Raw genomic sequence first — 25,280 nt, 5'->3', positions numbered from 1 at the left:
TTGGACGGGATTATCAGGATAATTGCTCCAAGGCGTTATAGTTACTACCTATGAAACAAATAAAATCTGCCTTTTTAATAATTTCAGTAAGTCTGATTTTAGTACTGTTTTCTTCTTGTAGCAGTACTAAAAAAACAGTAGTAAAAGAAAATAACAGTGCTTACCTTTTTGTGTATTTCACAGGAAATGCCAAAACAGATGAGGCCATTCGTTTTGCTATAAGTAACAACGGATATAATTTTTATGCTCTCAATGGCAATCAGCCTGTAATTGCATCTGAAACAATTAGTACAACCGGAGGAGTTCGTGATCCGCATATTTTAAGAGGTGCTGATGGTACTTTTTATATGACGGTTACCGATTTGCAAACAACTAACGGCTGGGAAAACCAGGCTATTGTACTTTTAAAATCAGCCGATTTAGTCAATTGGACTTCTTCAAAAGTGGATGTTTCAAAAGTTTTTGAGAATTTCAAAGATGTGAAAAGAGTTTGGGCACCACAAACTATTTATGATACTAAGGCTAAGAAATATATGGTGTATTTCTCGATGTTGCAGCCGGGTGGGACAGATATTGTTTATTATGCATATGCTAATAAAGATTTTACCGCCTTAGAAACTGCGCCACAACAATTGTTTTACAGTCCGATAAATCGTTCTTGTATTGATGCCGATATTATTGAAAAAGATGGAAAATTCCATTTGTTTATGAAAACCGAAGATGAAAAAGACAAAGGAATTAAAGTGGCTGTTTCGGATAAATTAACATCTGGATATGTATTACAAGAGAGGTATGTGGATCAAACCAATGAATCGGTTGAAGGTTCCGGGGTTTTTAAACTAAACAATTCGGATACTTATATTTTAATGTATGATATGTACAGAAAAGGGAAATATCAGTTTACTTCTTCAACGGATTTAAAAAATTTCAAAGTAATCGATGAGAATGTTTCCATGGATTTTCATCCAAGACACGGAACAGTTTTACCTATTACTAAAACGGAAGCTGATGCTTTAATAGCAAAGTTTGGATGGACTCCAAATGAAGAAATTCTAAAAACAAAATCAGAAGCTGTAAAGCAAAATAATGTTATTATTGATGCTGAGAATAAAAAAATCCTGCTTCCGGTAAAAAACGGAACTGATTTAACACATTTCAATCCTGAGTTTAAAACTAATGCTGGAGTGTTAGTTAGTCCGTCAGCACCTCAGGATTTTTCAAAAGAAGCTGTAAAATACGATTTTGAGTTGGAAGGTTTAACAAAAGCATCTTATGATGTTGAAGTTGCAGTCAGAAACAATCCGGCATTAGCGGGATATTATGCTGATCCGGAAATTTTGTATTCTAATAAAGACAAACGTTTTCATCTGTATCCTACCAGCGATGGTTTTGATAGCTGGAGTGGTTATTATTTCAAGAGTTTTTCATCCGCTAATCTGGTAGACTGGACAGATGATGGTGTGATTCTGGATTTTAAAAAAGATGTCTCCTGGACTGATAAAAATGCATGGGCACCTGCAGCAGCCGAGAAAAAAATAGATGGGAAATACAAGTATTTCTTTTATTATACCGGTGAAGCAAAAATTGGCGTGGCAGTAAGTGATAATCCAGAAGGTCCTTTTACTGATATTGGAAAACCATTAATAGCCACTAAGCCAAACGGAATTACAAGAGGGCAGGTAATTGATCCGGATGTTTTTAATGATCCTGTGTCAGGAAAAAGTTATTTGTACTGGGGCAATGGTTTTATGGTAGGAGCCGAATTAAACGACGATATGGTTTCGCTGAAAGAGAATACACTCACGGTTTTAAAACCCGATGGGACTTTTAGAGAAGGAACAGAGGTGTTTTATAGAAAAGGAAAATATTACTTTTTATGGTCACAGGATGATACCAGAAGCGAAAATTACAGAGTGCGTTATGCTACTTCTGATTCTCCATTGGGTAATTTTACGATACCCAAAAATAATCTGATACTGGCTAAAGATCCTTCGCTGGGAATTTACGGAACGGGACACAATTCTGTGATCCAGATTCCTGGAACTGATGAATGGTACATAGTATATCATCGTTTTACGATTCCAAAAGGAATTACAATGGGACGTGCTGCCGGATTTAACAGAGAAGTATGTATTGACCGTTTGTATTTTGATGAAGAAGGAAATATCATTGCTGTAAAACCTACATTGGAAGGGATTCAGCCTTTGAAAAAATAATTACTGACACGAGTTGCACTAATTTGTCCAAGGTGAATAAACAGGTGTGAATTTTGTTAAAATTAAACAATGTTAAAACTATGAAGAATTATATTACTGTAATACTTGGGTGTTTATTAGTGTTTTTATCTTTTCCAATTTTGGTCAATGCCCAAAATACAACTGCTAAAATTACGGTAAAAAATAAGCTCGATTTCTCACGTACGGAGATTGTTTCTATATCGGGTAAATCACTTTCAGACTTGTTACAAGGAAATCAAACTAAGGATTTACGAATTAAAAAAGAAGGAAACTCTGAATTTATTGTTTTACAATGGATTGATTATAATCAGGACGGAATTCAGGATGAGCTGTTATTTGAAACTGAGGTTCCCGCTAAAGCAAAAGTAAATTATGAAATTGTTTTTGATGAAACTACTGCTTTGCCGGAAAGCACAATTACAACCTATTCCCGTTTTGTACCGGAGCGAACGGATGATTATGCCTGGGAAAATGATAAGGTAGCTTTTAGAACGTATGGTCCGGATGCCCAGAAAAGAACAGAAGAAAAACGTCCTGAAGGAACACTCAGCAGCGGAATTGATCTTTGGTTAAAAAGAACAGATAAATCCATCATCAACAAATGGTATGCTGAGAATGTAAAAAAGGGAGGTTATTACCATATTGATCATGGTGAGGGTTATGACCCGTATCATGTAGGTGCCAGTCGCGGCACCGGAGGAACGGGAATTTGGGAAAATAACAATTTAGCCGTTTCTAAAAACTTTGTCAGTTATAAAACTATTGCAGTTGGACCATTACGCACTGTTTTTGAATTGAGTTATGCTCCTTATAGCCCTTATGAAGTTAAGGAAACCAAAAGGATTTCTTTAGATTTAGGTTCGAATTTTTCTAAGTTCGAAATAACCATGGATGTTAATAAAGCACTTCCTAATATTACAACAGGAATAACTTTGCATGACAATGAAGGCGAAGTGAAAATCAACAAAAAAGAAGGCTGGTTCCGTCATACAGAAACTATCGATGGAAATTTATTAGGAGAAGGAATTGTGTTGAATCCGAAGGTGGTAAAAGAGGCTTTTGCAAATGTTTCCACTGAAAAAGATCAGAGTAACTTATTAGTAATTGGCAAACCAAAAAACAATCAATTGACTTATTACGCTGGTTTTGCCTGGCAGAAAAGCGGACAAATTGCTAATGAAGCTGATTGGGATACTTTATTACAAAAACAGGCGAAAATGTTAGCTAACCCCCTTAAAATAACGATTAAAAGAAATAAATAAATCTTTTTTTGTAGTTTCGCTACAAACTAACAAATAAACGAGAATGGACATAATTACAGGACTAAAAGATAAGGTAGTTGTAATAACAGGAGGCGCCGGCGTATTAGGTGCAGGATTTACAAGAGCATTAGTAAAACAAGGTGCTAAAGTAGCTATATTAGGCAGAGATTTGGCGAAAGCCCAAAAATTAGCTGAAGAAATCAATAATGAAGGCGGAAAAGCAATTGGTGTTTCTGCCGATGTTTGTGACGAAGCCAGTTTAAGAAAAGCCCATGCAGCAATTAATGAAAGTTTAGGATTAGTTGATATTTTAATTAATGGTGCTGGAGGAAATCACCCAAAAGGAACAAGTTCTGATGTATCTTTCGACAGAGAAAATAAAGCAGAAGGATTACAAACTTTCTTTGGTTTAGATACCGAAGGTTTGCGCTTTGTATTCGATTTGAATTTTATTGGTACTTTATTACCAACTCAGGTTTTTGCTGCTGATATGATCGGAAGAGAAGGATGTAGCATACTTAATATATCTTCAGTTAGTGCTTTTCATCCTTTGACAAAAGTGGTGGCCTACAGTGCTGCTAAAGCGGCAATCAGTAATTTGACAGAATGGCTGTCGGTTTATTTTGCTAAAGAAGGAATTCGTGTCAATGCACTTTCACCGGGTTTTTTCCTTACAGAACAAAACAGAACTTTATTAACTAATCAGGACGGTAGCCTGACAGAAAGAGGAAATAAAATCCTTTCGCAAACTCCAATGGGAAGATTTGGTGAACCAAGTGATTTAGACAGCACTTTATTATGGCTTTGTAATCCTGCTTCTCGTTTTGTAACGGGAATTGTTGTTGCTGTTGATGGAGGGTTTTTAGCGTATAGTGGTGTTTAATATAAATAACTTATAAAAAATAATGGGAATAGAACAAACCTGGAGATGGTACGGACCAAAAGATTCTGTGCCTCTTTCTCATATTAAAATGGCTGGTGCTACAGGAATTGTGACAGCTTTACATCATATTCCAAACGGAACGGTTTGGACTGTGGAAGAAATTCAAAAAAGAAAAAAAGAAATTGAAGACGCTGGATTGACATGGTCAGTTGTAGAGAGTATTCCGGTTCACGAAAACATCAAAACCAGAAAAGGCGATTATAAAAAATACATTGAAAACTATTGTCAAAGCATTGCTAATTTAGGTGCCTGCGGAATTGATACTGTGTGTTATAATTTTATGCCGGTTTTAGACTGGACCCGAACGGATTTGGCTTTCGAAGTAGAAGATGGTTCTAAAGCTTTGCGTTTTGACCGTATGGAATTTGCTGCCTTCGAATTGTTTTTGCTAAAAAGAAAAGGTGCTGAAAACGATTATACTGCTGAAGAAATCGCTAAAGCAACGAAGGTTTTCGAAGCGATGAACGAAGACCAAAAAACATTATTGGTTAAAAATATTATTGCAGGATTACCAGGTGCTGAAGAAGGCTATACAGTAGAGCAATTGCAGACAGCATTAGACGATTATGCTGAAATAGGCGATGCCGAATTGAGAAACAATCTTTATGCATTCCTGAAAGAAATTATCCCGGCAGCTGAAAAAGCAGGAATTGTAATGGCCATTCACCCGGATGATCCGCCTTATGCGATTTTAGGATTACCAAGAGTTGTAAGTACTGAGGCTGATGCCAAGCAATTGATTGAAGTTGTGGATAGCAAAAGTAACGGACTGTGTTTTTGTACCGGTTCTTATGGCGTACGAGAAGACAATGATTTGGTAGGAATGGTACAGCGTTTAGGTCACCGTATCAACTTTATCCATTTAAGAGCAACAAAACGTGATGCAGAAGGAAACTTCTACGAAGCAGATCATTTAGATGGCGATGTGGATATGTACGGCGTGATGAAAGCCATTGTGGAAGAACAAGATAAAAGAATCGCTAATGGTCGTCCGGATTACCGATTGCCAATGCGTCCCGATCACGGTCACCAGATGCTGGATGATTTAGATAAGAAAATGAATCCGGGTTATTCTGCAATTGGTCGCTTAAGAGGTTTAGCCGAATTAAGAGGTCTTGAAAGAGGAATTAGAGGAAATCAAAAATAAATAGTAGCTGATTACCGCAGATTATAATTTATAAAAGTTATAAAAATCCGTTGGTATCGGTGTCACTGTAGCTTATTTCTCTGTTTAGTCTGATTAGCAGACAGACATATCATATATAAAGGAGCAATTTTTTTGCTCCTTTTTTGTTTAATAAATCGTTACTGCTATGAAACAATTATATTTGTAATGCATTTAAAAAAACAACAAACCTATGAATCTACTTCAAAACCAGTTTAGAGAAAAATTATTTTTAAGTGTTTTGCTATTGTTGCCCTTTTTTAGTGCTTTTGCACAGGAAGAAATACAAACTAAACCTGAAATACAGGAAATAAAAGTGGATTCGTTGTATCGGGAAGATCAGTTTTACTTTGGTTTCAATTATAATACACTGCAGCAAAAACCGGCAGGAGTAAAACAACAAAAATTTTCTATCGGTATTTCAGGTGGTTTTTTGAGAGATATGCCCATTAATAAAACCCGAACTAAAGCTTTTGCAACAGGTTTAGGAGTCAGTTACAACAATTACAATCAAAACATAGGAATTACAGGAACAGCACAGGATGCGGTCTATACTGTTTTGGATTCCGATTTGGATTTTGATAAAAATAATTTCAAGCAGCTGTTAATTGATGTTCCTATTGAGTTCAGATGGAGAACCTCTACTTATGAAAGTTATAAGTTCTGGAGGATTTATGGCGGCATGAAATTCAGTTATCTTGCCTATAGCAAATCAGTACTTAAGGTTAATCAGGGCAAAACAGTGATTACCAATAATGCTGATTTTAATAAATTTTTATATGGATTGTATTTGTCTGCGGGATACAATACTTTAAATGTGTATGCTTATTATGGCTTAAATCCAATATTTAAGTCCGCCGAAGTTGATGGTCAGAAAATAGATATGAAAGCTCTAAGTGTTGGAGTGATTTTCTATATTTTATAACCACAAAAAAAGTAAAAATATTTGCGGAATACTGCCTAAAAGTACTCCAATAATCAGTTCCATAGGAGTGTGTGCTTTCATAACCAGTCGGGAGGAGGCAACAAAACCGTTCATTAAAACCAGAAGAATAATCATTAAAGTGTTTGGATTATGATTGTGTATGCTGAATCCAAATACAAAGAGCGTCAAAGCACTTAGTGCCATCATGTGTAAACTGGCTTTTTTATTGAAAAACAGAAGGATTAAAGCGATTAATGTACTCATTAAGGCTCCCAGGAAAAAGAAATGAAGTTCAGGATAACGTTCTAAGGTAATGCTTTTTCGAACCAACAGAATAATGAGAAAGCACTGAATAACTAATGGCAATTTTCGTTCTGATAACTCAGCAGCCATTATCGAATTAATTTTTCCGGTTAAACGTAGCAGAAAAAAAAATAATACAGGAATTATAAAAGTAATCGTTGTTACTTCCAGCAAAACAAGGTATTTCTCTTTATTCAGAAAATAAGAATGGTTCGAAAAAAGATAAAATAACGTAGCGTAAATCGGGATAAAAACCGGATGGAATACATAAGAAAAGGAAGAAAATATTTTTTTTGGCATTGTAAAATAGCTTAGTTTCACAAATATAACGAATCTTGTAAAAAGAGATTGTTTTGTAAGACCCGAATTATTCTGTGCTCTTATTTTTAACGCTCTCTGTGTGGTTTCAATTTAAAAAGAAGTCTTACTTTTGAAGAAACATAGTTTTTTAAGCCTATTTTAAATCCATGAGTATATCAATTAAAAAGAGTATTACTATCCTAAATGCCAAATGGATTGGCATAAATTCCGAAACAGCTGTTGATAATATCTCAATTGACAGCCGGTCGTTGCAAAATAACGAACACACCCTGTTTTTTGCTTTAACGGGACCTAATAATAATGCCCATCATTATATCAATGAGTTAATTGATAACGGAGTTCAGAATTTTGTTGTTACCCATATTCCTGAAGATTGCGAAAATCGGGCAAACTTTTTAATTGTCGAAAATACGCTCGTGGCGTTGCAACAATTTGCCGCTTATTACCGCAGTCTTTTTCATTTTCCAATTATTGGTTTAACGGGTAGTAATGGAAAAACCATTGTGAAAGAATGGCTTAATTTTCTTTTAAGTCCTGATTATAACGTAATTCGAAGTCCTAAAAGTTACAATTCACAGGTGGGCGTTCCCTTGTCGGTAATTGCAATTAATGAAAAGCACAATTTAGGAATTTTTGAAGCGGGAATTTCTACCGTGAACGAAATGGATAAACTGGAAAAAATCATCAGACCTGCTATAGGTGTTTTGACCAATATTGGTTCTTCACACGATGAAGGATTCACCAATTTAGAAGAAAAAATCCAACAAAAAATGTTGTTGTTTCAAAACGCAGTAGTTTTGATTTACCAAAAACACAACGAAGTTGAAAAATATATTTCTGCAAAAACAAATCCTTTTTCGTGGAGCTATAAAGAAGAGAATGCCGATGTTTTTATATTTAGAAAAGAAACTGAAAACCAACAAACAACATTATTCTATACCTATAAAAACAATAATTACCAGTTAAAAATTCCTTTTATTGATAAAGCTTCTGTCGAAAATGCTGTTTCCAGTTTAATGGTATTGCTGTATTTTGGTTATGAAAACAGCGTTATTCAATCGCGCATGGAAATGCTGTTTCCGGTAGAGATGCGTCTGGAAGTAAAAAACGGTATTAACAATTGCAGTATTATTGATGACAGTTACAGTTCGGATTTTCAGTCTTTAAAAATAGCGTTGGACGTTTTGGAAAGTCAGAATAAATTTAAGAAGAAAACAGTCATTCTTTCCGATATTTTTCAAAGTGGTTTTCCTAATGAACAATTGTATGCAAAGGTAGCGCAGTTGATTATTTCGAATAAAATCAATCGGGTAATCGGAATTGGAGAAACTATTTCGGAGTTTAAAGGTCAATTTTCAAATTGTATTACATTCAAAAATACTGCCGATTTTATTGCCAATTTTGACAAGCTGGATTTCTCCAATGAAAGCATTTTGATAAAAGGAGCGCGCTCGTTCCAGTTTGAAGAAATCGTAGCTTTATTAGAAGAAAAAACCCATGAAACTGTTCTGGAAATCAATCTGAATGCGATTAGCTACAATCTGAACTTTTTTAAATCAAAGCTAAAACCTAACGTAAAAATCATGGTGATGGTCAAAGCTTTTAGTTATGGGAATGGCGGACTCGAAATTGCCAAATTACTCGAGCATCATAAAGTGGATTATTTAGGTGTGGCTTTCGCCGATGAAGGAATTTCGTTGAAAAACGGCGGAATCAAATTGCCTATTATGGTTCTAAATCCTGAAAGCACCAGTTTTTCAGCTATTATTCAGCATAGATTAGAGCCTGAAATTTATAGTATAAAAGGTTTGCAGGCTTTTCTTAAAATCGCCAAACAAAAAAATCTGCAGCATTTTCCTATTCACATTAAAGTTGATACAGGAATGCATCGTTTGGGTTTTGAAGAAAATACAGTAGACGAATTGATTGCAACATTAAAAGGAAATGCAACGGTTAAAGTGCAAAGCATTCTGTCGCACATGGCTACCAGTGATGATCCAAAATTTTCTGATTTTGCTAAATCTCAAATACAATTGTTTGATAAACTATCAGCCAAAATAATGACAGAGTTAGAAATTAATCCTATTCGTCATATTTTAAATACATCGGGAATCAGTAATTTTTCTGAAGCGCAATTTGATATGGTTCGTTTAGGTATTGGCTTATATGGTGTTTCAAATGATGAAAATGAACAAAAAGAATTAGAAAATGTAGGGACATTAAAATCCATTATTTCTCAAATAAGAATTATTCCGGCTGGTGATAGTGTGGGTTATGGTCGTAGATTTATGGCTGATAAACAGACTAAGGTGGCTACTATACCTATAGGTTATGCCGATGGGATTTCGAGAGCCTGGGGAAATGGAGTGGGGTTTGTAACCATTAAAGATCAGAAAGCATTCATCTTAGGAAGCGTATGTATGGATATGTTAATGGTAAATGTAACTGAAATTGATTGTGCAGAAGGCGACGATGTAATAATTTTTGGCGAAAGCCCAACGGTTTCCTATATCGCTCAGAAACTGAATACGATTCCTTATGAGGTTTTAACGAGTATCTCTCAGAGAGTCAAGCGGATATTCTATCGATAGTTTATTTTTTAGTTTAAAATGCTTTTTTTGTTAAAAAATATGTTAATTTAGATTTTCAATCAAGTTCAATTTTAAAACAAAGATACCTATGGGATTTTTTAGTGATTTTAAAGCCTTTTTGATGAAAGGTGAAATAGTAACTTTGGCAACAGCCGTAATTGTTGGTGGAGCTTTTGGAAAAATAGTAACCTCTTTTACTAATGATGTTTTAATGCCTCCAATAGGTCTGTTATTAGGTAAAGTAGATTTTAAGAATTTAAAAATAGTGCTGCAGGAAGGTACTCCGGCAGTTGTTGAAAATGGAGCCGAAATAGCACCCGGAATTGCTGAAGTATCCATTAATTACGGAGCTTTCATTCAAACGGTTTTTGATTTTGTAATTATCGGCTTTTGTATTTTTTTAGTGCTGAAGGCTTACGAGCAAACTAAAAAGAAAGAAGCTGCTGCTGCTCCACCGCCACCGGCCGGACCTACTCAGGAAGAATTGCTTATCCAGATTAGAGATTTGCTGAAAGAGAAAAGATAATACCGCTTCACTATATGTTCAACTAAACCATCCGCTGCGGCGGATGGTTTTTCTATTTTTGTTATATTTATAACTTTTTGTTACTTTTTGTGAACGCGCTTGTTTTCCTTTGAATATTAATTACTTTTGCAGTTCGAAATTTGATTTTTAAAATAAAACTAAAGACAAAACTAAAGATATAGATATGAAAATAGCAGTTGTTGGTGCAACCGGTATGGTTGGAGAAGTAATGTTACAGGTATTGGCAGAAAGAAATTTTGTGACTGCTAATGACGAATTAATTCTTGTAGCTTCTGAGCGTTCAGTTGGAAAAGAAATGGAATTTCAAGGGAAAACTTATAAAGTAGTAGGATTAGCTACTGCTGTAGATATGAAACCGGAAATTGCTTTATTCTCAGCAGGAGGTGATACTTCATTAGAGTGGGCGCCAAAATTTGCTGCTGCAGGAACCACCGTAGTAGACAACTCTTCTGCCTGGAGAATGGATCCAACTAAAAAATTAATTGTTCCGGAAATTAACGCAGACCAATTAACAAAAGAAGACAAAATCATTGCTAACCCAAACTGTTCTACAATCCAGATGGTTTTGGCCTTAGCGCCTTTACATAAAAAATACAATGTAAAAAGAGTTATCGTTTCTACTTATCAGTCTATCACCGGAACGGGTGTGAAAGCAGTAAAACAATTAGAAAACGAATATGCCGGAATTGACGGAGATATGGCTTACAAATACCAAATTCACCGCAACGCAATTCCTCAATGTGATGTTTTTGAAGAAAACGGATACACTAAAGAGGAGATGAAATTAGTTCGCGAAACTAAAAAAATCTTAAGCGATAACACTATTGCAGTTACGGCTACTGCGGTTCGTGTGCCAATCGTAGGTGGACACTCTGAGGCTGTAAACGTGGAATTTTCAAATGATTTTGATGTAAACGAAGTAAGAAACATTCTTTCTGAAACAGATGGTGTTACGGTTCAGGATAATTTAAAAGAGTTTGAATACCCAATGCCACTTTTTGCCCAGGGTAAAAATGATGTGTTTGTAGGTAGAATCAGAAGAGACGAATCTCAACCAAATACCCTGAACATGTGGATTGTTGCTGATAACCTAAGAAAAGGTGCTGCAACTAATACGATTCAAATTGCTGAATATTTAGTAGCGAACAACTTAGTGTAATTACTAAATAACTATAAACTGAAAAGCTTCTCGATTGAGAAGCTTTTTTTATGGGTTAAATTCATTGCGAGCGCAGCGAAGCAATCACATCTTGCTGGGCACAGAATGCAATGCAGCGCTAACGTTTGTGTATATCTGAATGGTCAGGGGAAGGTTTTTTTATGTTTTTTGTGAAAATTTTAGATTTCAATATTGATAGTAACTTTTCCGCCAAAACCTTTTTCTACAATGTCGTAAAGCGTTTTTAGTGTTAAGTTACTTCCGTTATTTTCAATTCTGGAAATATATTCTCGTTTTTTATCAATGCGTTCAGCAAGTTCTGTTTGGGTAAGATGTTTTTCTTCACGGGCTTTTTTTAATTGCAGACCAATTTTAAAACCTTCAAAATCCCGTTCCAGTTCGTCGCGTCTTCCGGTTCCTTTTTCACCGTAAACAGTATCTTTAATTTCTTTCCAGCTTTTAGTTTCCATGTTCATTTGATTTTTCCTGATAATACTGAGTTCATTAATCATAACGCTTTTTCAATCTCATTTTTTGGAGTTTTTTGCGTTTTTTTTGAAAGCCATTGAGAAGAATCAAAATTTAGCGCAAGTATTTGCTGTAGTTATTTTTTAGTTGTCAGTGATTCTTTTAGTTAACCAAAATTTATGTGTTTTGTCTAGAAAGACAACATAAAAAGTGTCCTTTACTATATGTCCAATTACAACAACTTTTCCGGTTATATGGATTCTCGCCCAGTTAGCATCTTCAGGAACAAATTCAGGAAAAGAAAATAAGGTCTTGTCTTTTGGTGGAAAGTTTCCGTAAATTGAAAACTTATCTCCATCAACTTGCTGTAATAATTGATTACAACAGTAACCGCTAAAACATTCTAACATTTTAGCTAATAATCCACTTTTTTGCCAATCTTTAAAAGTTGAGCCAAATTTTTGTGAAGTGTCAATAAATTGAAATGATACTTTGAAATTTTCAGAACTATCATTTACAGATTTCTTAGATTCTAAAGTGGATTTTATTATTGATTTTTGTTTGTCTTTCCTAAAACTAGGCATTGATTTCCTCTTTATAAAAAACTCTCATAGTTTCTTTGGAAATTTCATTAGTACACCTTTCGGCTGGTGAAAAACCTTTTCTGGCTTCAATCCATGGTAATTCATTATGAGTTGCATCTTCTAATTCTAATCCAGTCCAAGTTGTAAGCTCATCTAGAACATCTTTAATTAGTTCAAATTGGTTACTTGTTATGATTTTTGTAAGCTCATTTTTGGGATCATATTTAGAACCTTTTAAATCTATTGAAATGTCAGAATATAATAATGAAGTATCTTTTAAATTATTGTAAACTTCCCTGCATACTGGACCATGAACCCAAGCTTCAAACTGTTGCTCAACCAGTTGGTTGTCGAAATAAGCTAAATGATAAGCATCACAATAATAGATTAATTTTTGAAGTTTTAAATGTGACATAGAGCCATATTCTTGCAAAATAAAATCTGCAAGTAATTGAGCATTGGTTATTTGTATTTCTTTAATTTGGTTCATAGTGCAAAATTATAAATAATTTGTTTAGATTTATTATAAACTAATGTGAATTTTTTGTAACATAGACAATGATAGCTAATTGATAACATATACAACTTATAAAGGTGGAAAAATATTTAATCTATGGGAATTCTTTTCTCTAAAAAGCATTTCAAATATATTAAAATATTCTTACAAATTTTTCAAAAAACGTTTTGAATAAAAATCAAAATCAGCCCACCTTGGATTTCTTAATCCCACAGCTTACCTTTGCAACCAATGAAAAGAAAGCAAATTCAATATAGTGTCATACTTGCGATAGTAGTATTGTTCTCGGTACTGTTCCAGTCTTTTCATAGTTATGAGCATTTAGAAGAACAACTTTCTCATAAATTCTGCCAGCACGATTCCACAAGGAATAAGTCAGAACTCACTCATGAGCACAAAATAGTTGAGCATTGTGCCATTTGTCAGTTTGCTTTTGGGAGTTGTTTGTATCCAAAATTTATAAGTTACCATTTCTTTTCTGATTTCCGGGCGATTCCTTTTTTCGCTACTAATCCAAAAGAAATTTTTTCCTTCTCAGGGAGTTTGTTTGCTCACCGCGGTCCTCCATATTTTGTGTAAAACACTTTTTTTATTAATTAAGCTAATTGCTAAATAAAATTTCAGCCCACAGATTATACTGATATAACGGATAAATACAGATTTAATCTGTATGAAATCTTTTTGGTCATCAGTGCTAATCTGTTAAATTCGTTTTGTCCGTGGTGATAACGGATATCTACTTGGCTTCATCTTTTTGTAAAACACAACAATCATTTTCAATGAAAAAATATATAATAGCCCTGTTTCTGGGCGTTTCGGCTATGTTGCAGGCTCAAAATACCGTTTCAGGAATCGTAACCGATATTTCAAATCAACCTATTATTGGGGCTTCTGTTTATATTCCGGAATTGCACAAAGGAACTACTACTGATGCTGATGGAAAATACGCTTTTAAAAATTTGCCTAACGGAAGTTTCAGAATCGCTTTTTCTTATGTGGGTTTTAAGACTATAAATCAATGGATTGAAAAACTCACTAAAAATACCATTGTGAATATCCAAATGGAAAATGCTATTCTGGAGATTGACGAGGTAATTGTTTCTACTCCTTTTAATAAAATGCAGTCGCAAAACGTAATGAAAGTAGAACATGAAAGTATTGAAAGTTTACAGCAAAAAGGGACTTCTACTTTGATTGAAGGTTTGGCAACAATTCCGGGAGTTTCACAAATTTCGACAGGAACTTCGATAGGTAAACCGGTAATTCGTGGTTTGAGTGGGAATCGTGTTTTAGTGTATTCACAGGGTGTTCGTATCGAAAACCAGCAGTTTGGGGCGGAGCATGGTTTGGGATTAAATGATGCCGGAATCGAAAGTGTTGAGGTTATCAAAGGACCGGCTTCGTTATTATACGGTTCGGATGCTATGGGAGGGGTTTTGTATTTTAATCCTGAAAAATTTGCCGATGCGCATACTTTTAAGGCTAACTTTAATCAGAAGTATTTCAGCAATACATTGGGAAGCAATGCTTCAGTGGGACTGAAAACATCAACAGATAACTGGAAATTTTTAGCCAGAGGAACTCACAATACGCATTCTGATTATAAATCCGGACAGGGAGACCGGGTGACTAATAGCCGTTACAATGAAACCGATTTTAAAACCGGAATAGGATACAATAACAGCAAATTTTCTACTGTTGTCCGATACAATTTTAATAAACTGGATTTAGGAATTCCCGAAGAAGGTCTGGCGGAGCAAACTTACAGTAAAGATCCTGAATCTCCCCGTCAGGAAGTGTACAATCATTTATTGAGTTTGAATAATGTGATTTATTTTGGCAATTCAAAATTAGATGTCGATTTAGGTTATATTTCTAACAACCGTATGGAATATGAAAATGGCAATGAGGCTTCTTTAGACATGTTGTTGAATACCTATAATTACAATGCAAAATACCATTTGCCTAAACTAGGTCGTTTTGAAACGGTTTTAGGAATTCAGGGAATGCACCAAACCAATAAAAACCGTGGAGAAGAATATTTGATTCCGGATGCTACTACGAATGATTTTGGTGTTTTTGGAACGGTGAATTACGAATGGGGAACAAGTGTTTTGCAGGCAGGATTGCGTTTTGATAATCGTAATTTGAAATCTTTGGCACACGAAGCCGGAGAAGAACATGAACATCATGATGAAGAAACAGAAGAAGGACATGAGCATGAACATCATGGTGGCGATTTTGATGCCCTGAACCGATCTTTCAATAGTGTAAATGCTTCGTTAGGATATAAAACAAATCTTTCCAAAACATTAGTGTTGCGTATGAATGTGGCTTCGGGTTTTAGAGCACCTAATTTGGCCGAGTTGACTTCTAATGGTGTGCATCATGGAACGAATCGTTTCGAGATAGGAAACGCTAATTTAAAAACGGAGCAAAATCTGCAAACGGATATTAATTTAGAATACGGAAATACACATTTTGAGTTTTTTGTTAATGGATTTTACAATCACATTAACAATTATATTTATACTTCGCCCACCGGAGAGCAGCTGGAAGACAATGCTGTTTTTGAGTATATTCAGGACAATGCTAAATTATATGGAGGCGAAATAGGTTTGCATTTTCATCCACATCCATTAGATTGGTTGCATTATGAAACCAGTTTTGAAACCGTAATGGGAAAAAAAGAAAACGGTGATTATTTACCTTTAATTCCGGCAAACAATTGGAACAATACCATCAGAACCGAATTTAAAATTATGAACTGGCTCGAAGAAGGATTTGCCAGTTTGAATGTAAATACCACTTTTAATCAGGACAATGTCAGCGGTTTTGAAACCGGTTCTAATGGTTATACTTTAGTGAATCTAGGTTTGGGAGGAAATATAAAATTGGGTAAAACAGCGTTCAATGTCAATTTGAATGCCAATAATTTATTCGACAAAAAATACATTGCTCACTTGTCAAGATTAAAAACAGACGGGATTCCTAATATTGGAAGAAACATTGTTCTGGGCGTGAATTTTAATTTATAATTTTTCTAAGCAAAAAGAATACAGAAATATTTACCGCAGATTTGCAGATTAAAAAGGAATCTGTGAATCTGTGGTATTTTTATGCTTATTTTTGTGTAAATCAATAGTGAGATTGCTATGAAAAAACAATTATTTTAACTACAATTATCAGTTCTGTAATGACATCATTTGCCCACCATTTAAAAACCATCATTTATCCGGAAACCAGAAAAGACAATACTGTAGAGGAATATTTTGGAACAAAAGTAAATGATCCGTATCGTTGGCTGGAAGACGATCGTTCAGCTGAAACGGCTGCATGGGTAAAGGCAGAAAACAAAGTAACAAATGCTTATCTGGAACAAATCCCTTTTCGAAAGCAACTCAAAGAAAGATTGGAGAAACTATGGAATTATGAAAAAATAGGAGCTCCTTTTATTGAAGGCGATTTTACTTATTATTTTAAAAATAACGGTTTGCAAAATCATTCGGTTTTGTATCGAAAAGACGTGCAGGGGAATGAAACTGTTTTTTTGGATCCAAATACTTTTTCAAAAGATGGAACGACTTCTTTGGGTGAATTTGCTTTTTCTAAAGACGGTTCTAAAATGGCTTATTCCATTTCAGAAGGGGGCAGTGACTGGCGGAAAGTCATCATCATGGATGCTTTGAGCAGGAAGATTTTAGAAGATACTTTGGTCGATATAAAATTCAGTGGTTTGTCCTGGAAAGGGAATGAAGGTTTTTATTATTCGAGTTACGAGAAACCTGAAGGCAGTGAATTATCGGCTAAAACCGATCAGCATAAATTGTATTTTCATAAACTCGGGACTCCTCAAAAAGAAGATAAAATTATCTTTGGCGAAAGCCAAAAAAGACGCTATGTAGGTGGAGCTGTTACTGAAGACGACCGCTATTTGGTTATTACAGCCGCTACTTCTACCTATGGAAATGAATTGTATATTCAGGATTTGTCTAAAGCTGATAGCCCAATTGTTACTGTTGTTGCTGATTTTAATAGTGATAATACCGTTATTGATAACGAGGGAACAAAGTTGTTGATTGTGACCGATAGGGATGCTCCTAATAAGCGAATTGTAACGGTTGATGCCAGTAATCCTAAACCGGAAAACTGGAAAAATTTAATTCCGGAAACTACTCAGGTTCTGGAACCGACTACCTGTAGCGGATACATTTTTGCACATTATATGAAAGATGCGGTTTCGGTAGTGAAACAATATGATTATTCAGGGAAATTAGTGCACGAAATTCAACTTCCGGGATTGGGAACGGCTGACGGTTTTAGCGGAAAGAAAAAGGATAAAAAAGTGTATTATACTTTTACCAATTATATTACGCCAGGGACTATTATTGCTTTAGAGCCAAACTCTGGTGAGTCAGTTATATATCAAAAATCGAAAGCTGAATTCAAATCGGAAGAGTACGAGTCCAATCAGGTTTTTTATACTTCGAAAGACGGAACCCGAATTCCAATGCTCATTACACATAAAAAAGGATTGAAATTAGACGGAAAAAATCCAACTATTTTGTACGGTTACGGTGGATTTAATATTAGTCTGACCCCAACTTTTAGCATAGCAAATGCGGTATGGATGGAAAACGGAGGGATCTTAGCTATTCCAAATTTACGTGGCGGTGGAGAATACGGAAAGGAATGGCACGATGCGGGAACCAAGATGCAAAAACAAAATGTTTTTGACGATTTCATCGCTGCCGCCGAATACCTGATTGCTGAAAAATATACGTCTTCTGATTTTCTGGCTCTTCGCGGAGGTTCGAATGGCGGTTTGCTGGTGGGAGCTGTAATGACACAGCGACCTGATTTGGCTAAGGTGGCTTTGCCTGCTGTTGGTGTTTTGGATATGTTGCGTTACCATACGTTTACCGCAGGAGCGGGCTGGGCTTATGATTACGGAACCGCTCAGGACAGCGAAGCAATGTTCGAATATCTAAAAGCCTATTCGCCTTTGCATAATATTAAAAAAGGTGTTAGCTATCCCGCTACGATGATTACAACCGGGGATCATGATGACAGAGTAGTGCCGGCACACAGTTTTAAATTTGCTGCCGAATTGCAATCGAAACAATCCGGAAACAATCCTGTTTTAATTCGGATTGATGTTAAAGCGGGGCATGGAGCCGGAAAATCAGTTGCGGCAACGATACAGGAAAATGTCGACATTCAGGCTTTTACACTATTTAATATGGGATTTAATTCGCTGCCAAAATAAAGAAATCCAGAATAGCTGTAGTTGGAGTTGCCTGTATATTTATTCATAATGTTTTATTAATATATTCGCTTTTTGAATTAGGGTTAGTTAACTTTGAGAGACAATCATAAAATAAATTATACTATGAAAATACAATTTAATACAGATAAAAACGTAGAAGGACATCAGAGAGCAGAAGCTTATTTTTCTGCTGAATTAGAAAAAGAATTAGCCCGTTTTGAAGAAAAAATCACCCGTATTGAAGTGCATGTAGGAGATGAAAATAGCGATAAGTTTGGCGTTAATGATAAGCGTTGTTTAATTGAAGTCAGACCTGCAAAGCTGCAGCCTATTGTGGTTACAGAGCATGCGGATACAGTTGAAAAAGCTTTTAGCGGTGCATTGGCAAAAATAAAGAAGACGCTTACGACTACTTTTGATAAACAAAAAGTACATTAAATATTAGTTTTCATTTAGAGAGCAACAAAAGGCAGTTACATAATGTAGCTGCCTTTCTTATTTTTCAAATAATAGAGAAGCCAGTTTTTCATCTCTTTTATAAATATCATCATAAAAGTGAATCTGATTTTCATTATCTACCCAGGCAGTGAAATAGCCAATGTAAACCGGAATTTTTCTTTTTAGCGTATACCAGGTTTCCTTGCCGCTATTCATAGCCTCTTCAATTTTTTCAGGAGTCCAGTCCGGATTATCTTTCAGGATTTCGACAGCTAATTCTTTAGGTTTGGCAAGACGGATACAGCCATGACTAAAAGCGCGGGTTTCTCTTTCAAAAAGACTCTTCGCTGGCGTGTCATGCAGGTAAATGTCATTAGAATTCGGAAATAAAAACTTAATTAATCCCAGTGAATTTTTTGGACCTGGTTTTTGTCTGATATTATTTCCGTTCCATTCCATATTGTGTTCAGCAAGATAATTTGGATTTTTTGCTATTCCGGGAAGAATTTCATTTTTCTTAATACTGGAAGGGATATTCCAGTACGGACTAAAAACAATATATTTCATGGGAGCGCTAAAAATAACCGTTTTATTCATGGTTTTTCCCACTACAACTTTTGAACGTAAAACTACTTTCTGATTTTTGAAATATGATAATTGAAAAGCAGGAATATTAATAGCAATTAATTCTTTTGATTTAGGGATGTCGCCTGAAACCCAGCGGCAACGTTCCATATTGATTATAATAGTTTTAATGCGCTCGCTTACAGGAATATTCAAATCTGCAATTAGACTTTTAGTGATTTTACTGTTAACCAGATAACCTCTCCTTTGTTTATAGCTTTTTATTCCTTCGGATAATTCCTTGTCATACACGGCACTGCCGGAATTGTTTGAAATATCATTAGATATAAATAGTCGTTTTCTAATTGCTGCAATTGCCTGAGCACTGTCTCCTATCTGGTAAGAGTTAAAGCTGGTATCTGTGTCAATAGCATTCCAGCCGCCTTGTTTTTCTAATTTTCGGTATTGCTGAAGTGCTTTTTTTAATAAAAAATACTGACCAATAAGATTTTTTTCTTCTTTATTAATCAATGAAGGATTGGTTAAAAGGGAATCCAGATAACTAATATACGATTGTTTTTTTCGGGGTATATACCATTCTACTTCTTTTGATTTTTCAGAATCTAAACCTTCATATACATTCATGGTATAAAAAAAATACAAACAGGAATGTAGCAGTTCAGTTTCAATGCTGGGCTTCTGCTTTTCGACCGGTTTGTTATGAATTTCTTCAAATGTTTCTTTATAAGGTACATTGGTTTCTACCCCTTCCTCTTTTAGATTATTGGTTTTATCATATAAGAGATAGGCAAATTCATTGATACCTTTTTTGTCAAACCATACATAATGGTATTGATGTTTCCTGTATAGCTGTTTTACATCGGCTTGATATTTTTTTAATAATGGATAGGAATCAAAGAAAGAATCAACCGCTGTACTGTCAAAAGTTCTTTGGTATTCTTCCACTTCAGCTGCAACACTGGATGGTTTTACCTCCGGTTTTTTCTTGCATGAGAACAATGTAATTAAGATGAGCAGAATGATAATTGGAAACAGAGTAATTTTTTTTGTCATGCAGGAATTATTTTGAGGCTTTTATAATAGATGAAATATAGATAATGAAAATTTACAACTTTTTTTTATATTTTTTAAACGCTGAGTTCGTTTTTACTTAAATTTTACAATTTGTAAAAATGTTTTTCGCATTGAAAACATAAAAAATCCTTAAAATTGATAATTTTTTATATTAAAATTTTCTCTGGAAAGTTGAAAAGGGGTTGTTTGTTGTAGAGTTTCTTATTTTCTGCCCTATTTAGGCTGAAATGTAAAATATTTTTAAATTTGCCCCCAAAATTAATGGGTTAAAGTTAAAAAAATATGAAAATAGAGAAACGTTGGATCATTTCTTTTGTCGTTATTAGTATTGTTTGTATTTCAGGACTTTTTTGGCAGGTACCTTTGGAACCTGAAAATGTTCATTCACAATTTGGAACTATCGATCAGATTATACCGGCTGATGTGGCCTGGATGCTTACTTCCTGCTGTCTGGTTTTGATTATGACACCTGGTTTAGCCTTTTTTTATGGAGGAATGGTAGGAAAGAAAAACGTCATTTCAACCATGTTGCAAAGTTTCATCTGTATGGGCGTAGTAACTTTAATCTGGGTTGTGGTGGGTTTTAGTATGGCTTTTGGAGAACCTCTTGGAATTCAGATAGGAGATGGTTTTTACAGTTTTGTGGGTGATCCGTCTACTTTTACTTTCATGGATTATGTTGGGGTTTTGCCTCATAAAGAAATTGCAAAAACAGTTCCTTTTATGCTTTTTGCCTTATTTCAAATGAAATTTGCAGTTATTGCTCCGGCAATTATAACAGGTTCTTTTGCAGAGCGTGTGCGTTTTATTTCGTATTTATTGTTTATTTGCCTGTTCAGTATTTTTATATATTCTCCATTATGTCACGCTGTCTGGTACCCAACAGGGATTTTAGGTTCTTTCTTTGGAGTTAAGGATTTTGCCGGAGGAACAGTAGTGCATATGAGTGCCGGTTTTGCGGCATTAGCTGGGGTTATTGTTCTGGGAAAAAGAAAAAACAGCAATCATGTACCCACAAATATTCCTTTTGTTTTATTAGGAACGGGAATGCTTTGGTTTGGATGGATTGGTTTTAATGCCGGTTCCTCTATGGAAGCAAATGGTGTTGCCGCAATGGCTTTTGGGACAACAACTACCGCTTCGGCGGCGGCTATGCTTACCTGGATCTTTTTTGACAGAATCAATGGTAGAAAGGTTTCCGCTCTTGGTGCTTGTATTGGTGCTGTAGTAGGACTGGTATCTATTACACCTGCTGCGGGTTTTGTTTCGGTTCCTGAGAGTATGTTTTTTGGTTTTGTGGCAGCATTAGTTTCTAATTTAGTTGTATATTCTAAATATTTAAAAGGAATTGATGATACACTGGACGTTTTTGCCTGTCACGGAGTAGGAGGGATTATGGGGATGATTCTGACCGCAATTTTTGCTCATGGTGAAGATGCAAGCTTGTTACATGGAGGTTGGGGAGTTTTTGGGCATCACATGACTGCTTTGTTACTGGTTTCAATTTATACTTTTTTTGGAGCTTATATTCTTTTTAAAATTACTAATAAAATTATTCCGATGCGTGTGTCAGAGGAAAACGAAATTATAGGTTTGGATTTATCACAACATGATGAAACGCTTTTCCCAATTGAATGCGCTGAATAAAGTTGTTTAAATACCTTATTAAGCTGGGGCAGGTTTTTATTTATAAAAGCTTGCCCCAGGTCTTATTTATTTGTTTAATTTTGCTCAAATATTTAAAAAACAGTGGGAAGTAAAAATAAGTTAAAACGATTCAAAGAGAACGAAACATTCAATAATGTTTTTCAGCCAACAAGAGAAGAAGTTGTCAGTAATGCTTTTCCTTTACGAGGGAAATGGAATGCTGATTTTTTCAAGAATGACAATCCTTTAGTGTTGGAATTAGGTTGTGGCAAAGGAGAATATTCTGTGGGTCTGGCCGAAAGGTATCCTGATAAAAATTTTATCGGAATTGATATTAAAGGTGCTCGTTTTTGGCGTGGAGCTAAAACTGCTGTTGAAACCGGTTTACATAATGTGGCCTTTGTTCGTACACAGATTGAATTGATCAATCATATTTTTGCTGAAAATGAAGTAGATGAAATCTGGATTACTTTTCCGGATCCTCAAATAAAATACAAACGTACAAAACACCGAATGACTAATTCACAGTTTTTACAACTGTATAAAAAAATCCTTAAAAAAGAAGGAGTGGTCAATCTGAAAACCGATAGCGAATTTATGCACGGTTATACTTTGGGATTGCTTCATGGTGAAGGTCACGAAGTTTTATATGCCAATCATAATGTTTATGTGAACTCAGGCAGTCCAGAGGAAGTAACCGCTTTTCAGACATTTTATGAAAAACAATATCTGGAAATTAATAAAGCAATTACTTATATTCGTTTTAAAATAAAAGATTAATTGCTCTGTTTCTTTCAGACTTCCTATAAATAGGCTTATGAATTTAATTATATCCTTGTTTTCTGGTTTTATTTCGGCTTTTATAGGAATTACTCCTCCGGGTTTGCTAAACATGACAGCTGCTAAAGTAGGAATGAAAGAAGGGAGGCGGAATGCTTTCTGGTTTGTTTCTGGTGCTATTGTTGTTATTTTTGTGCAGGTATATCTGGCAGTATTGTTTGCACGGATTATAAATACACGTCCGGATATTATTTTATTATTACGGGAAGTAGGGTTTGGAATATTTGGGACACTAACGGTTTATTTTTTATGGATAGCCAAAAAACCTAAGATCAAGCAACCTAAAATAAAAAAGTATAGCGAGAAAAAGCGCTTTTTTCTTGGAATGCTGCTTTCTGCGCTCAACTTTTTTCCGGTTCCGTATTATGTTTTTGTGAGTATATCATTGTCTTCGTATGCACTTTTTTCATTTGATGTTACATCTGTTTTTCTTTTTGTCAGCGGAGCGGTTTTAGGCTCAGCCCTGGTCTTTTATTTTTATATTATCTTTTTTGAAAAGATAGAAAGAAAAGCGGATTATCTGCTTAAAAACATGAATACTATTATTGGATGTATTACAGGAATTATTTCAGTAATCACTTTAATTAATATTTTAGAACATTATTTAAACTAAGCCTTTTTAAGAATTTACGTATTTAAAATAAAGTTAATATTATCGTATTGACGGTTTTTTTGGTTTTATGGCGAATGTTTTTTTTAGGTTAACAGGAAAGTTGGATTATTTTATATCTTTAATTTTTTATCCTAAGAAATTCTGATCGAATATGTTTTTAAGTCTTGTGTTTTTTGTAACAGGTTTGTTAGGAGTTCTGACATTTACTGTTATAGTAACACAGTATAAGCTGAATAGAAAAGTAAATTTTTATCTTTTAGTTTTATTTTTATTTATCTCTGTACGCTTTCTTATCTCCGGAATTTATAATTTAATGCCTTTCTCTTTCGACGACAGAATTGCCTGTGCTGTTCGCTCTTTTGGTTGTATTGTATTTCCGTGTATTTATTTGTATTTTAAGAATCTGGTTGTCAATAAGAAAAATTTTTCTGTTGAAGATTTGCGTTATTTTATTATTCCTGTACTGTTTGGTTTTTCTAATATTCTGATTCATCTGTATGCTCCTTTTTTGAAATTCTATTTTTATCTTCTGTTCTTACTAATTCCTTTTTATTATTTGCTTTTGAGTTATATTGAATTGAAAAATAAAGTATGGTTCAGAAAAGCTAAAGTTCTCATTGTTGACAGGCAAAAAATATTGATCAGAAACTGGACCTTCTTTTTTTTTACAGTTAGTTTTTTATTTATCCTTCGTTTAGAAGTTTCGCTTTTGATTGATGTCTTTATTTCGGGTTTTTCTCATGGAACAAGTTATTTGTGGATTTCGGCTGTTATCAGTTGTGTTTTGTTCTTTAAAATTCTATTGACAGACGAGGTTTTGTTTATAACTTATAAGCACCTGGATAAAGAAGAAGCCAAAGATAATTTTGAATTGGTTTTTGATGATTTTTGGATCATTTCTCATGAGGGTGCAATGATTAATAATGAGGATTGGCAGCTAAAAGAACGTGTGGAGAATAATTTACCGGCGTATATACGCAAAGTTGAAATAATGGCTTTAGAGCATTTTTGTTTTAGAAATCCTTGTGTTTCAATGCGGGATTTTGCTATTCGTTTAGAAATTCCTAAAAGCCATTTGATATATCTTTTTAAATACCACTGCAGTATCAATTTTATTGAATTTAAAAAGACAGTCCGGGTTTATGATACGATTAGTTTAATTGAATCAGGATATTTAAATTTGAATACAATAGAATCTTTGTCTGAAAAAACAGGTTTTCCTTCTTACAGTGCGTTTTTGATTAGTTTTAAAGAAATAACAGATGTTAGTCCTCAGGAATATAACACAATCGTTCAAAAAACATGAAAAATTCAGAGAATACAAATTTTTTTGAGAGAGTGTATGAAGTAGTTAAACAAATACCTCACGGAAGAGTAACGTCTTATGGAGCTATAGCAAAATTTCTTGGAGCAGCACGTTCGGCAAGGATGGTAGGCTGGGCAATGAATGCGTCACATTCTATGGAAGATGTTCCTGCACATCGGGTGGTAAACCGCAGAGGATTGCTGACAGGCAAATTCCATTTTGACGGGACAAATTTGATGCAGCAATTACTGGAAAACGAAGGGGTAAAAGTCGCTGATAATCAAATTATTGATTTTGAAAAAGTATTCTGGAATCCTGAAGAATTAAACAACTGAATAAAAAGCATAAAATCACAGTTAAGCGGTTTATAGTTAGAACTAATTTCTGTATCAATAATTACAATTTAAATACTTTAAATTAAGAACTTAATCTCTTATCTTTGCAATCTCAAATCAGTTTAAATAAAATAAGCTGTTTAACTGAAAA

The 25,280-nt window shown here is 34.7% G+C and carries 22 protein-coding genes; 17 read left to right on the top strand and 5 right to left on the bottom strand.

The window, feature by feature from the left end:
- The first annotated feature begins 50 nt into the window (after positions 1 to 50).
- From ACSV4D_RS06995 to ACSV4D_RS06975, 5 genes are all read left to right on the top strand, one after another.
- Positions 51 to 2,216 (top strand): family 43 glycosylhydrolase, encoded by a 2,166-nt coding sequence (locus tag ACSV4D_RS06995; RefSeq protein ID WP_439227641.1) that lies wholly within the window; start codon positions 51 to 53, stop codon positions 2,214 to 2,216.
- Positions 2,217 to 2,296: 80 nt separating this feature from the next.
- Positions 2,297 to 3,499, top strand: coding sequence for a DUF4861 domain-containing protein (locus tag ACSV4D_RS06990; protein ID WP_439227640.1), 1,203 nt, complete (start codon positions 2,297 to 2,299; stop codon positions 3,497 to 3,499).
- A gap of 43 nt (positions 3,500 to 3,542) precedes the next feature.
- Entirely contained in the window at positions 3,543 to 4,382 is an 840-nt protein-coding gene (locus ACSV4D_RS06985) for an SDR family oxidoreductase (protein WP_408081620.1), read from the top strand.
- A 28-nt stretch (positions 4,383 to 4,410) separates the two neighbouring features.
- Positions 4,411 to 5,589 carry a mannonate dehydratase gene (uxuA, locus tag ACSV4D_RS06980; protein ID WP_439227692.1) on the top strand — a complete coding sequence of 393 codons (1,179 nt, stop codon included), beginning with the start codon at positions 4,411 to 4,413 and terminating at the stop codon, positions 5,587 to 5,589.
- Between the two features lie 211 nt (positions 5,590 to 5,800).
- A complete protein-coding gene (locus ACSV4D_RS06975; RefSeq protein ID WP_408081621.1) occupies positions 5,801 to 6,532 on the top strand; it encodes a porin family protein in 732 nt (243 codons plus the stop codon).
- Here the strand turns inward: ACSV4D_RS06975 and ACSV4D_RS06970 are convergent.
- Positions 6,527 to 7,135 carry a hypothetical protein gene (locus ACSV4D_RS06970; RefSeq protein WP_408081622.1) on the bottom strand — a complete coding sequence of 203 codons (609 nt, stop codon included), beginning with the start codon at positions 7,133 to 7,135 and terminating at the stop codon, positions 6,527 to 6,529. The genes ACSV4D_RS06975 and ACSV4D_RS06970 overlap by 6 nt on opposite strands.
- Positions 7,136 to 7,302: 167 nt before the next feature.
- Between ACSV4D_RS06970 and ACSV4D_RS06965 the strand changes: the two genes are divergently transcribed.
- The 3 genes from ACSV4D_RS06965 to ACSV4D_RS06955 all read left to right on the top strand — a co-directional run bounded on the left by ACSV4D_RS06965 (position 7,303) and on the right by ACSV4D_RS06955 (position 11,453).
- Complete coding sequence (locus ACSV4D_RS06965) at positions 7,303 to 9,747, top strand: bifunctional UDP-N-acetylmuramoyl-tripeptide:D-alanyl-D-alanine ligase/alanine racemase (protein ID WP_439227639.1); 2,445 nt, start codon at positions 7,303 to 7,305, stop codon at positions 9,745 to 9,747.
- A gap of 88 nt (positions 9,748 to 9,835) precedes the next feature.
- On the top strand, positions 9,836 to 10,273 hold the full coding sequence (gene mscL / locus ACSV4D_RS06960; protein ID WP_408081624.1) for a large-conductance mechanosensitive channel protein MscL: 438 nt from the start codon (positions 9,836 to 9,838) through the stop codon (positions 10,271 to 10,273).
- 184 nt (positions 10,274 to 10,457) lie between these two features.
- A complete protein-coding gene (locus ACSV4D_RS06955; RefSeq protein ID WP_439227638.1) occupies positions 10,458 to 11,453 on the top strand; it encodes an aspartate-semialdehyde dehydrogenase in 996 nt (331 codons plus the stop codon).
- Between the two features lie 179 nt (positions 11,454 to 11,632).
- On the opposite strand, the gene ACSV4D_RS06950 is transcribed toward ACSV4D_RS06955, so the two are convergent.
- The 3 genes from ACSV4D_RS06950 to ACSV4D_RS06940 form a co-directional block, all read right to left on the bottom strand.
- Positions 11,633 to 11,923 (bottom strand): helix-turn-helix domain-containing protein, encoded by a 291-nt coding sequence (locus ACSV4D_RS06950; RefSeq protein WP_439227637.1) that lies wholly within the window; start codon positions 11,921 to 11,923, stop codon positions 11,633 to 11,635.
- A 141-nt stretch (positions 11,924 to 12,064) separates the two neighbouring features.
- Positions 12,065 to 12,505, bottom strand: a complete 441-nt coding sequence (locus ACSV4D_RS06945) for a hypothetical protein (RefSeq protein ID WP_439227636.1) — start codon at positions 12,503 to 12,505, stop codon at positions 12,065 to 12,067.
- Positions 12,498 to 12,995, bottom strand: coding sequence for a Panacea domain-containing protein (locus ACSV4D_RS06940; protein WP_439227635.1), 498 nt, complete (start codon positions 12,993 to 12,995; stop codon positions 12,498 to 12,500). Before ACSV4D_RS06940 ends, ACSV4D_RS06945 begins: the two co-directional genes overlap by 8 nt.
- Positions 12,996 to 13,253: 258 nt before the next feature.
- On the opposite strand from ACSV4D_RS06940, the gene ACSV4D_RS06935 reads away from it, so the two are divergent.
- From ACSV4D_RS06935 to ACSV4D_RS06920, 4 genes are all read left to right on the top strand, one after another.
- A complete protein-coding gene (locus ACSV4D_RS06935; protein WP_439227634.1) occupies positions 13,254 to 13,601 on the top strand; it encodes a hypothetical protein in 348 nt (115 codons plus the stop codon).
- Positions 13,602 to 13,801: 200 nt separating this feature from the next.
- Positions 13,802 to 16,060 (top strand): TonB-dependent receptor, encoded by a 2,259-nt coding sequence (locus tag ACSV4D_RS06930; protein WP_439227633.1) that lies wholly within the window; start codon positions 13,802 to 13,804, stop codon positions 16,058 to 16,060.
- A 158-nt stretch (positions 16,061 to 16,218) separates the two neighbouring features.
- On the top strand, positions 16,219 to 18,291 hold the full coding sequence (locus tag ACSV4D_RS06925; protein WP_439227632.1) for a prolyl oligopeptidase family serine peptidase: 2,073 nt from the start codon (positions 16,219 to 16,221) through the stop codon (positions 18,289 to 18,291).
- Between the two features lie 123 nt (positions 18,292 to 18,414).
- On the top strand, positions 18,415 to 18,729 hold the full coding sequence (locus ACSV4D_RS06920) for an HPF/RaiA family ribosome-associated protein (RefSeq protein WP_408081631.1): 315 nt from the start codon (positions 18,415 to 18,417) through the stop codon (positions 18,727 to 18,729).
- Between the two features lie 57 nt (positions 18,730 to 18,786).
- On the opposite strand, the gene ACSV4D_RS06915 is transcribed toward ACSV4D_RS06920, so the two are convergent.
- Complete coding sequence (locus tag ACSV4D_RS06915) at positions 18,787 to 20,367, bottom strand: L,D-transpeptidase family protein (protein ID WP_439227631.1); 1,581 nt, start codon at positions 20,365 to 20,367, stop codon at positions 18,787 to 18,789.
- Between the two features lie 303 nt (positions 20,368 to 20,670).
- Between ACSV4D_RS06915 and ACSV4D_RS06910 the strand changes: the two genes are divergently transcribed.
- From ACSV4D_RS06910 to ACSV4D_RS06890, 5 genes are all read left to right on the top strand, one after another.
- On the top strand, positions 20,671 to 22,035 hold the full coding sequence (locus ACSV4D_RS06910) for an ammonium transporter (protein ID WP_408081633.1): 1,365 nt from the start codon (positions 20,671 to 20,673) through the stop codon (positions 22,033 to 22,035).
- A gap of 102 nt (positions 22,036 to 22,137) precedes the next feature.
- Entirely contained in the window at positions 22,138 to 22,815 is a 678-nt protein-coding gene (gene trmB, locus ACSV4D_RS06905) for a tRNA (guanosine(46)-N7)-methyltransferase TrmB (RefSeq protein ID WP_408081634.1), read from the top strand.
- A gap of 37 nt (positions 22,816 to 22,852) precedes the next feature.
- Positions 22,853 to 23,488 (top strand): LysE family transporter, encoded by a 636-nt coding sequence (locus ACSV4D_RS06900; protein WP_408081635.1) that lies wholly within the window; start codon positions 22,853 to 22,855, stop codon positions 23,486 to 23,488.
- Positions 23,489 to 23,639: 151 nt separating this feature from the next.
- The gene (locus tag ACSV4D_RS06895; RefSeq protein WP_439227630.1) at positions 23,640 to 24,794 is read left to right on the top strand and encodes a hypothetical protein; all 1,155 of its coding nucleotides are present in this window, start codon (positions 23,640 to 23,642) and stop codon (positions 24,792 to 24,794) included.
- Positions 24,791 to 25,129 (top strand): MGMT family protein, encoded by a 339-nt coding sequence (locus ACSV4D_RS06890; protein WP_439227629.1) that lies wholly within the window; start codon positions 24,791 to 24,793, stop codon positions 25,127 to 25,129. Before ACSV4D_RS06895 ends, ACSV4D_RS06890 begins: the two co-directional genes overlap by 4 nt.
- Positions 25,130 to 25,280 lie beyond the last annotated feature (151 nt).

The sequence above is a fragment of the Flavobacterium sp. ARAG 55.4 genome, from assembly GCF_051846875.1.
Taxonomy (GTDB): domain Bacteria; phylum Bacteroidota; class Bacteroidia; order Flavobacteriales; family Flavobacteriaceae; genus Flavobacterium; species Flavobacterium plantiphilum.
This window is presented reverse-complemented; position numbering and strand designations above follow the sequence as displayed.

Bases quoted from the DNA above. Each gene is read 5' to 3' on its own strand.
- ACSV4D_RS06995 (WP_439227641.1), top strand. From the start codon at position 51: ATGAAACAAATAAAATCTGCCTTTTTAATAATTTCAGTAAGTCTGATT.
- ACSV4D_RS06990 (WP_439227640.1), top strand. From the start codon at position 2,297: ATGAAGAATTATATTACTGTAATACTTGGGTGTTTATTAGTGTTTTTA.
- ACSV4D_RS06985 (WP_408081620.1), top strand. From the start codon at position 3,543: ATGGACATAATTACAGGACTAAAAGATAAGGTAGTTGTAATAACAGGA.
- ACSV4D_RS06975 (WP_408081621.1), top strand. From the start codon at position 5,801: ATGAATCTACTTCAAAACCAGTTTAGAGAAAAATTATTTTTAAGTGTT.
- ACSV4D_RS06970 (WP_408081622.1), bottom strand. From the start codon at position 7,135: ATGCCAAAAAAAATATTTTCTTCCTTTTCTTATGTATTCCATCCGGTT.
- ACSV4D_RS06965 (WP_439227639.1), top strand. From the start codon at position 7,303: ATGAGTATATCAATTAAAAAGAGTATTACTATCCTAAATGCCAAATGG.
- mscL (WP_408081624.1), top strand. From the start codon at position 9,836: ATGGGATTTTTTAGTGATTTTAAAGCCTTTTTGATGAAAGGTGAAATA.
- ACSV4D_RS06955 (WP_439227638.1), top strand. From the start codon at position 10,458: ATGAAAATAGCAGTTGTTGGTGCAACCGGTATGGTTGGAGAAGTAATG.
- ACSV4D_RS06950 (WP_439227637.1), bottom strand. From the start codon at position 11,923: ATGGAAACTAAAAGCTGGAAAGAAATTAAAGATACTGTTTACGGTGAA.
- ACSV4D_RS06945 (WP_439227636.1), bottom strand. From the start codon at position 12,505: ATGCCTAGTTTTAGGAAAGACAAACAAAAATCAATAATAAAATCCACT.
- ACSV4D_RS06940 (WP_439227635.1), bottom strand. From the start codon at position 12,995: ATGAACCAAATTAAAGAAATACAAATAACCAATGCTCAATTACTTGCA.
- ACSV4D_RS06935 (WP_439227634.1), top strand. From the start codon at position 13,254: ATGAAAAGAAAGCAAATTCAATATAGTGTCATACTTGCGATAGTAGTA.
- ACSV4D_RS06930 (WP_439227633.1), top strand. From the start codon at position 13,802: ATGAAAAAATATATAATAGCCCTGTTTCTGGGCGTTTCGGCTATGTTG.
- ACSV4D_RS06925 (WP_439227632.1), top strand. From the start codon at position 16,219: ATGACATCATTTGCCCACCATTTAAAAACCATCATTTATCCGGAAACC.
- ACSV4D_RS06920 (WP_408081631.1), top strand. From the start codon at position 18,415: ATGAAAATACAATTTAATACAGATAAAAACGTAGAAGGACATCAGAGA.
- ACSV4D_RS06915 (WP_439227631.1), bottom strand. From the start codon at position 20,367: ATGACAAAAAAAATTACTCTGTTTCCAATTATCATTCTGCTCATCTTA.
- ACSV4D_RS06910 (WP_408081633.1), top strand. From the start codon at position 20,671: ATGAAAATAGAGAAACGTTGGATCATTTCTTTTGTCGTTATTAGTATT.
- ACSV4D_RS06900 (WP_408081635.1), top strand. From the start codon at position 22,853: ATGAATTTAATTATATCCTTGTTTTCTGGTTTTATTTCGGCTTTTATA.
- ACSV4D_RS06895 (WP_439227630.1), top strand. From the start codon at position 23,640: ATGTTTTTAAGTCTTGTGTTTTTTGTAACAGGTTTGTTAGGAGTTCTG.
- ACSV4D_RS06890 (WP_439227629.1), top strand. From the start codon at position 24,791: ATGAAAAATTCAGAGAATACAAATTTTTTTGAGAGAGTGTATGAAGTA.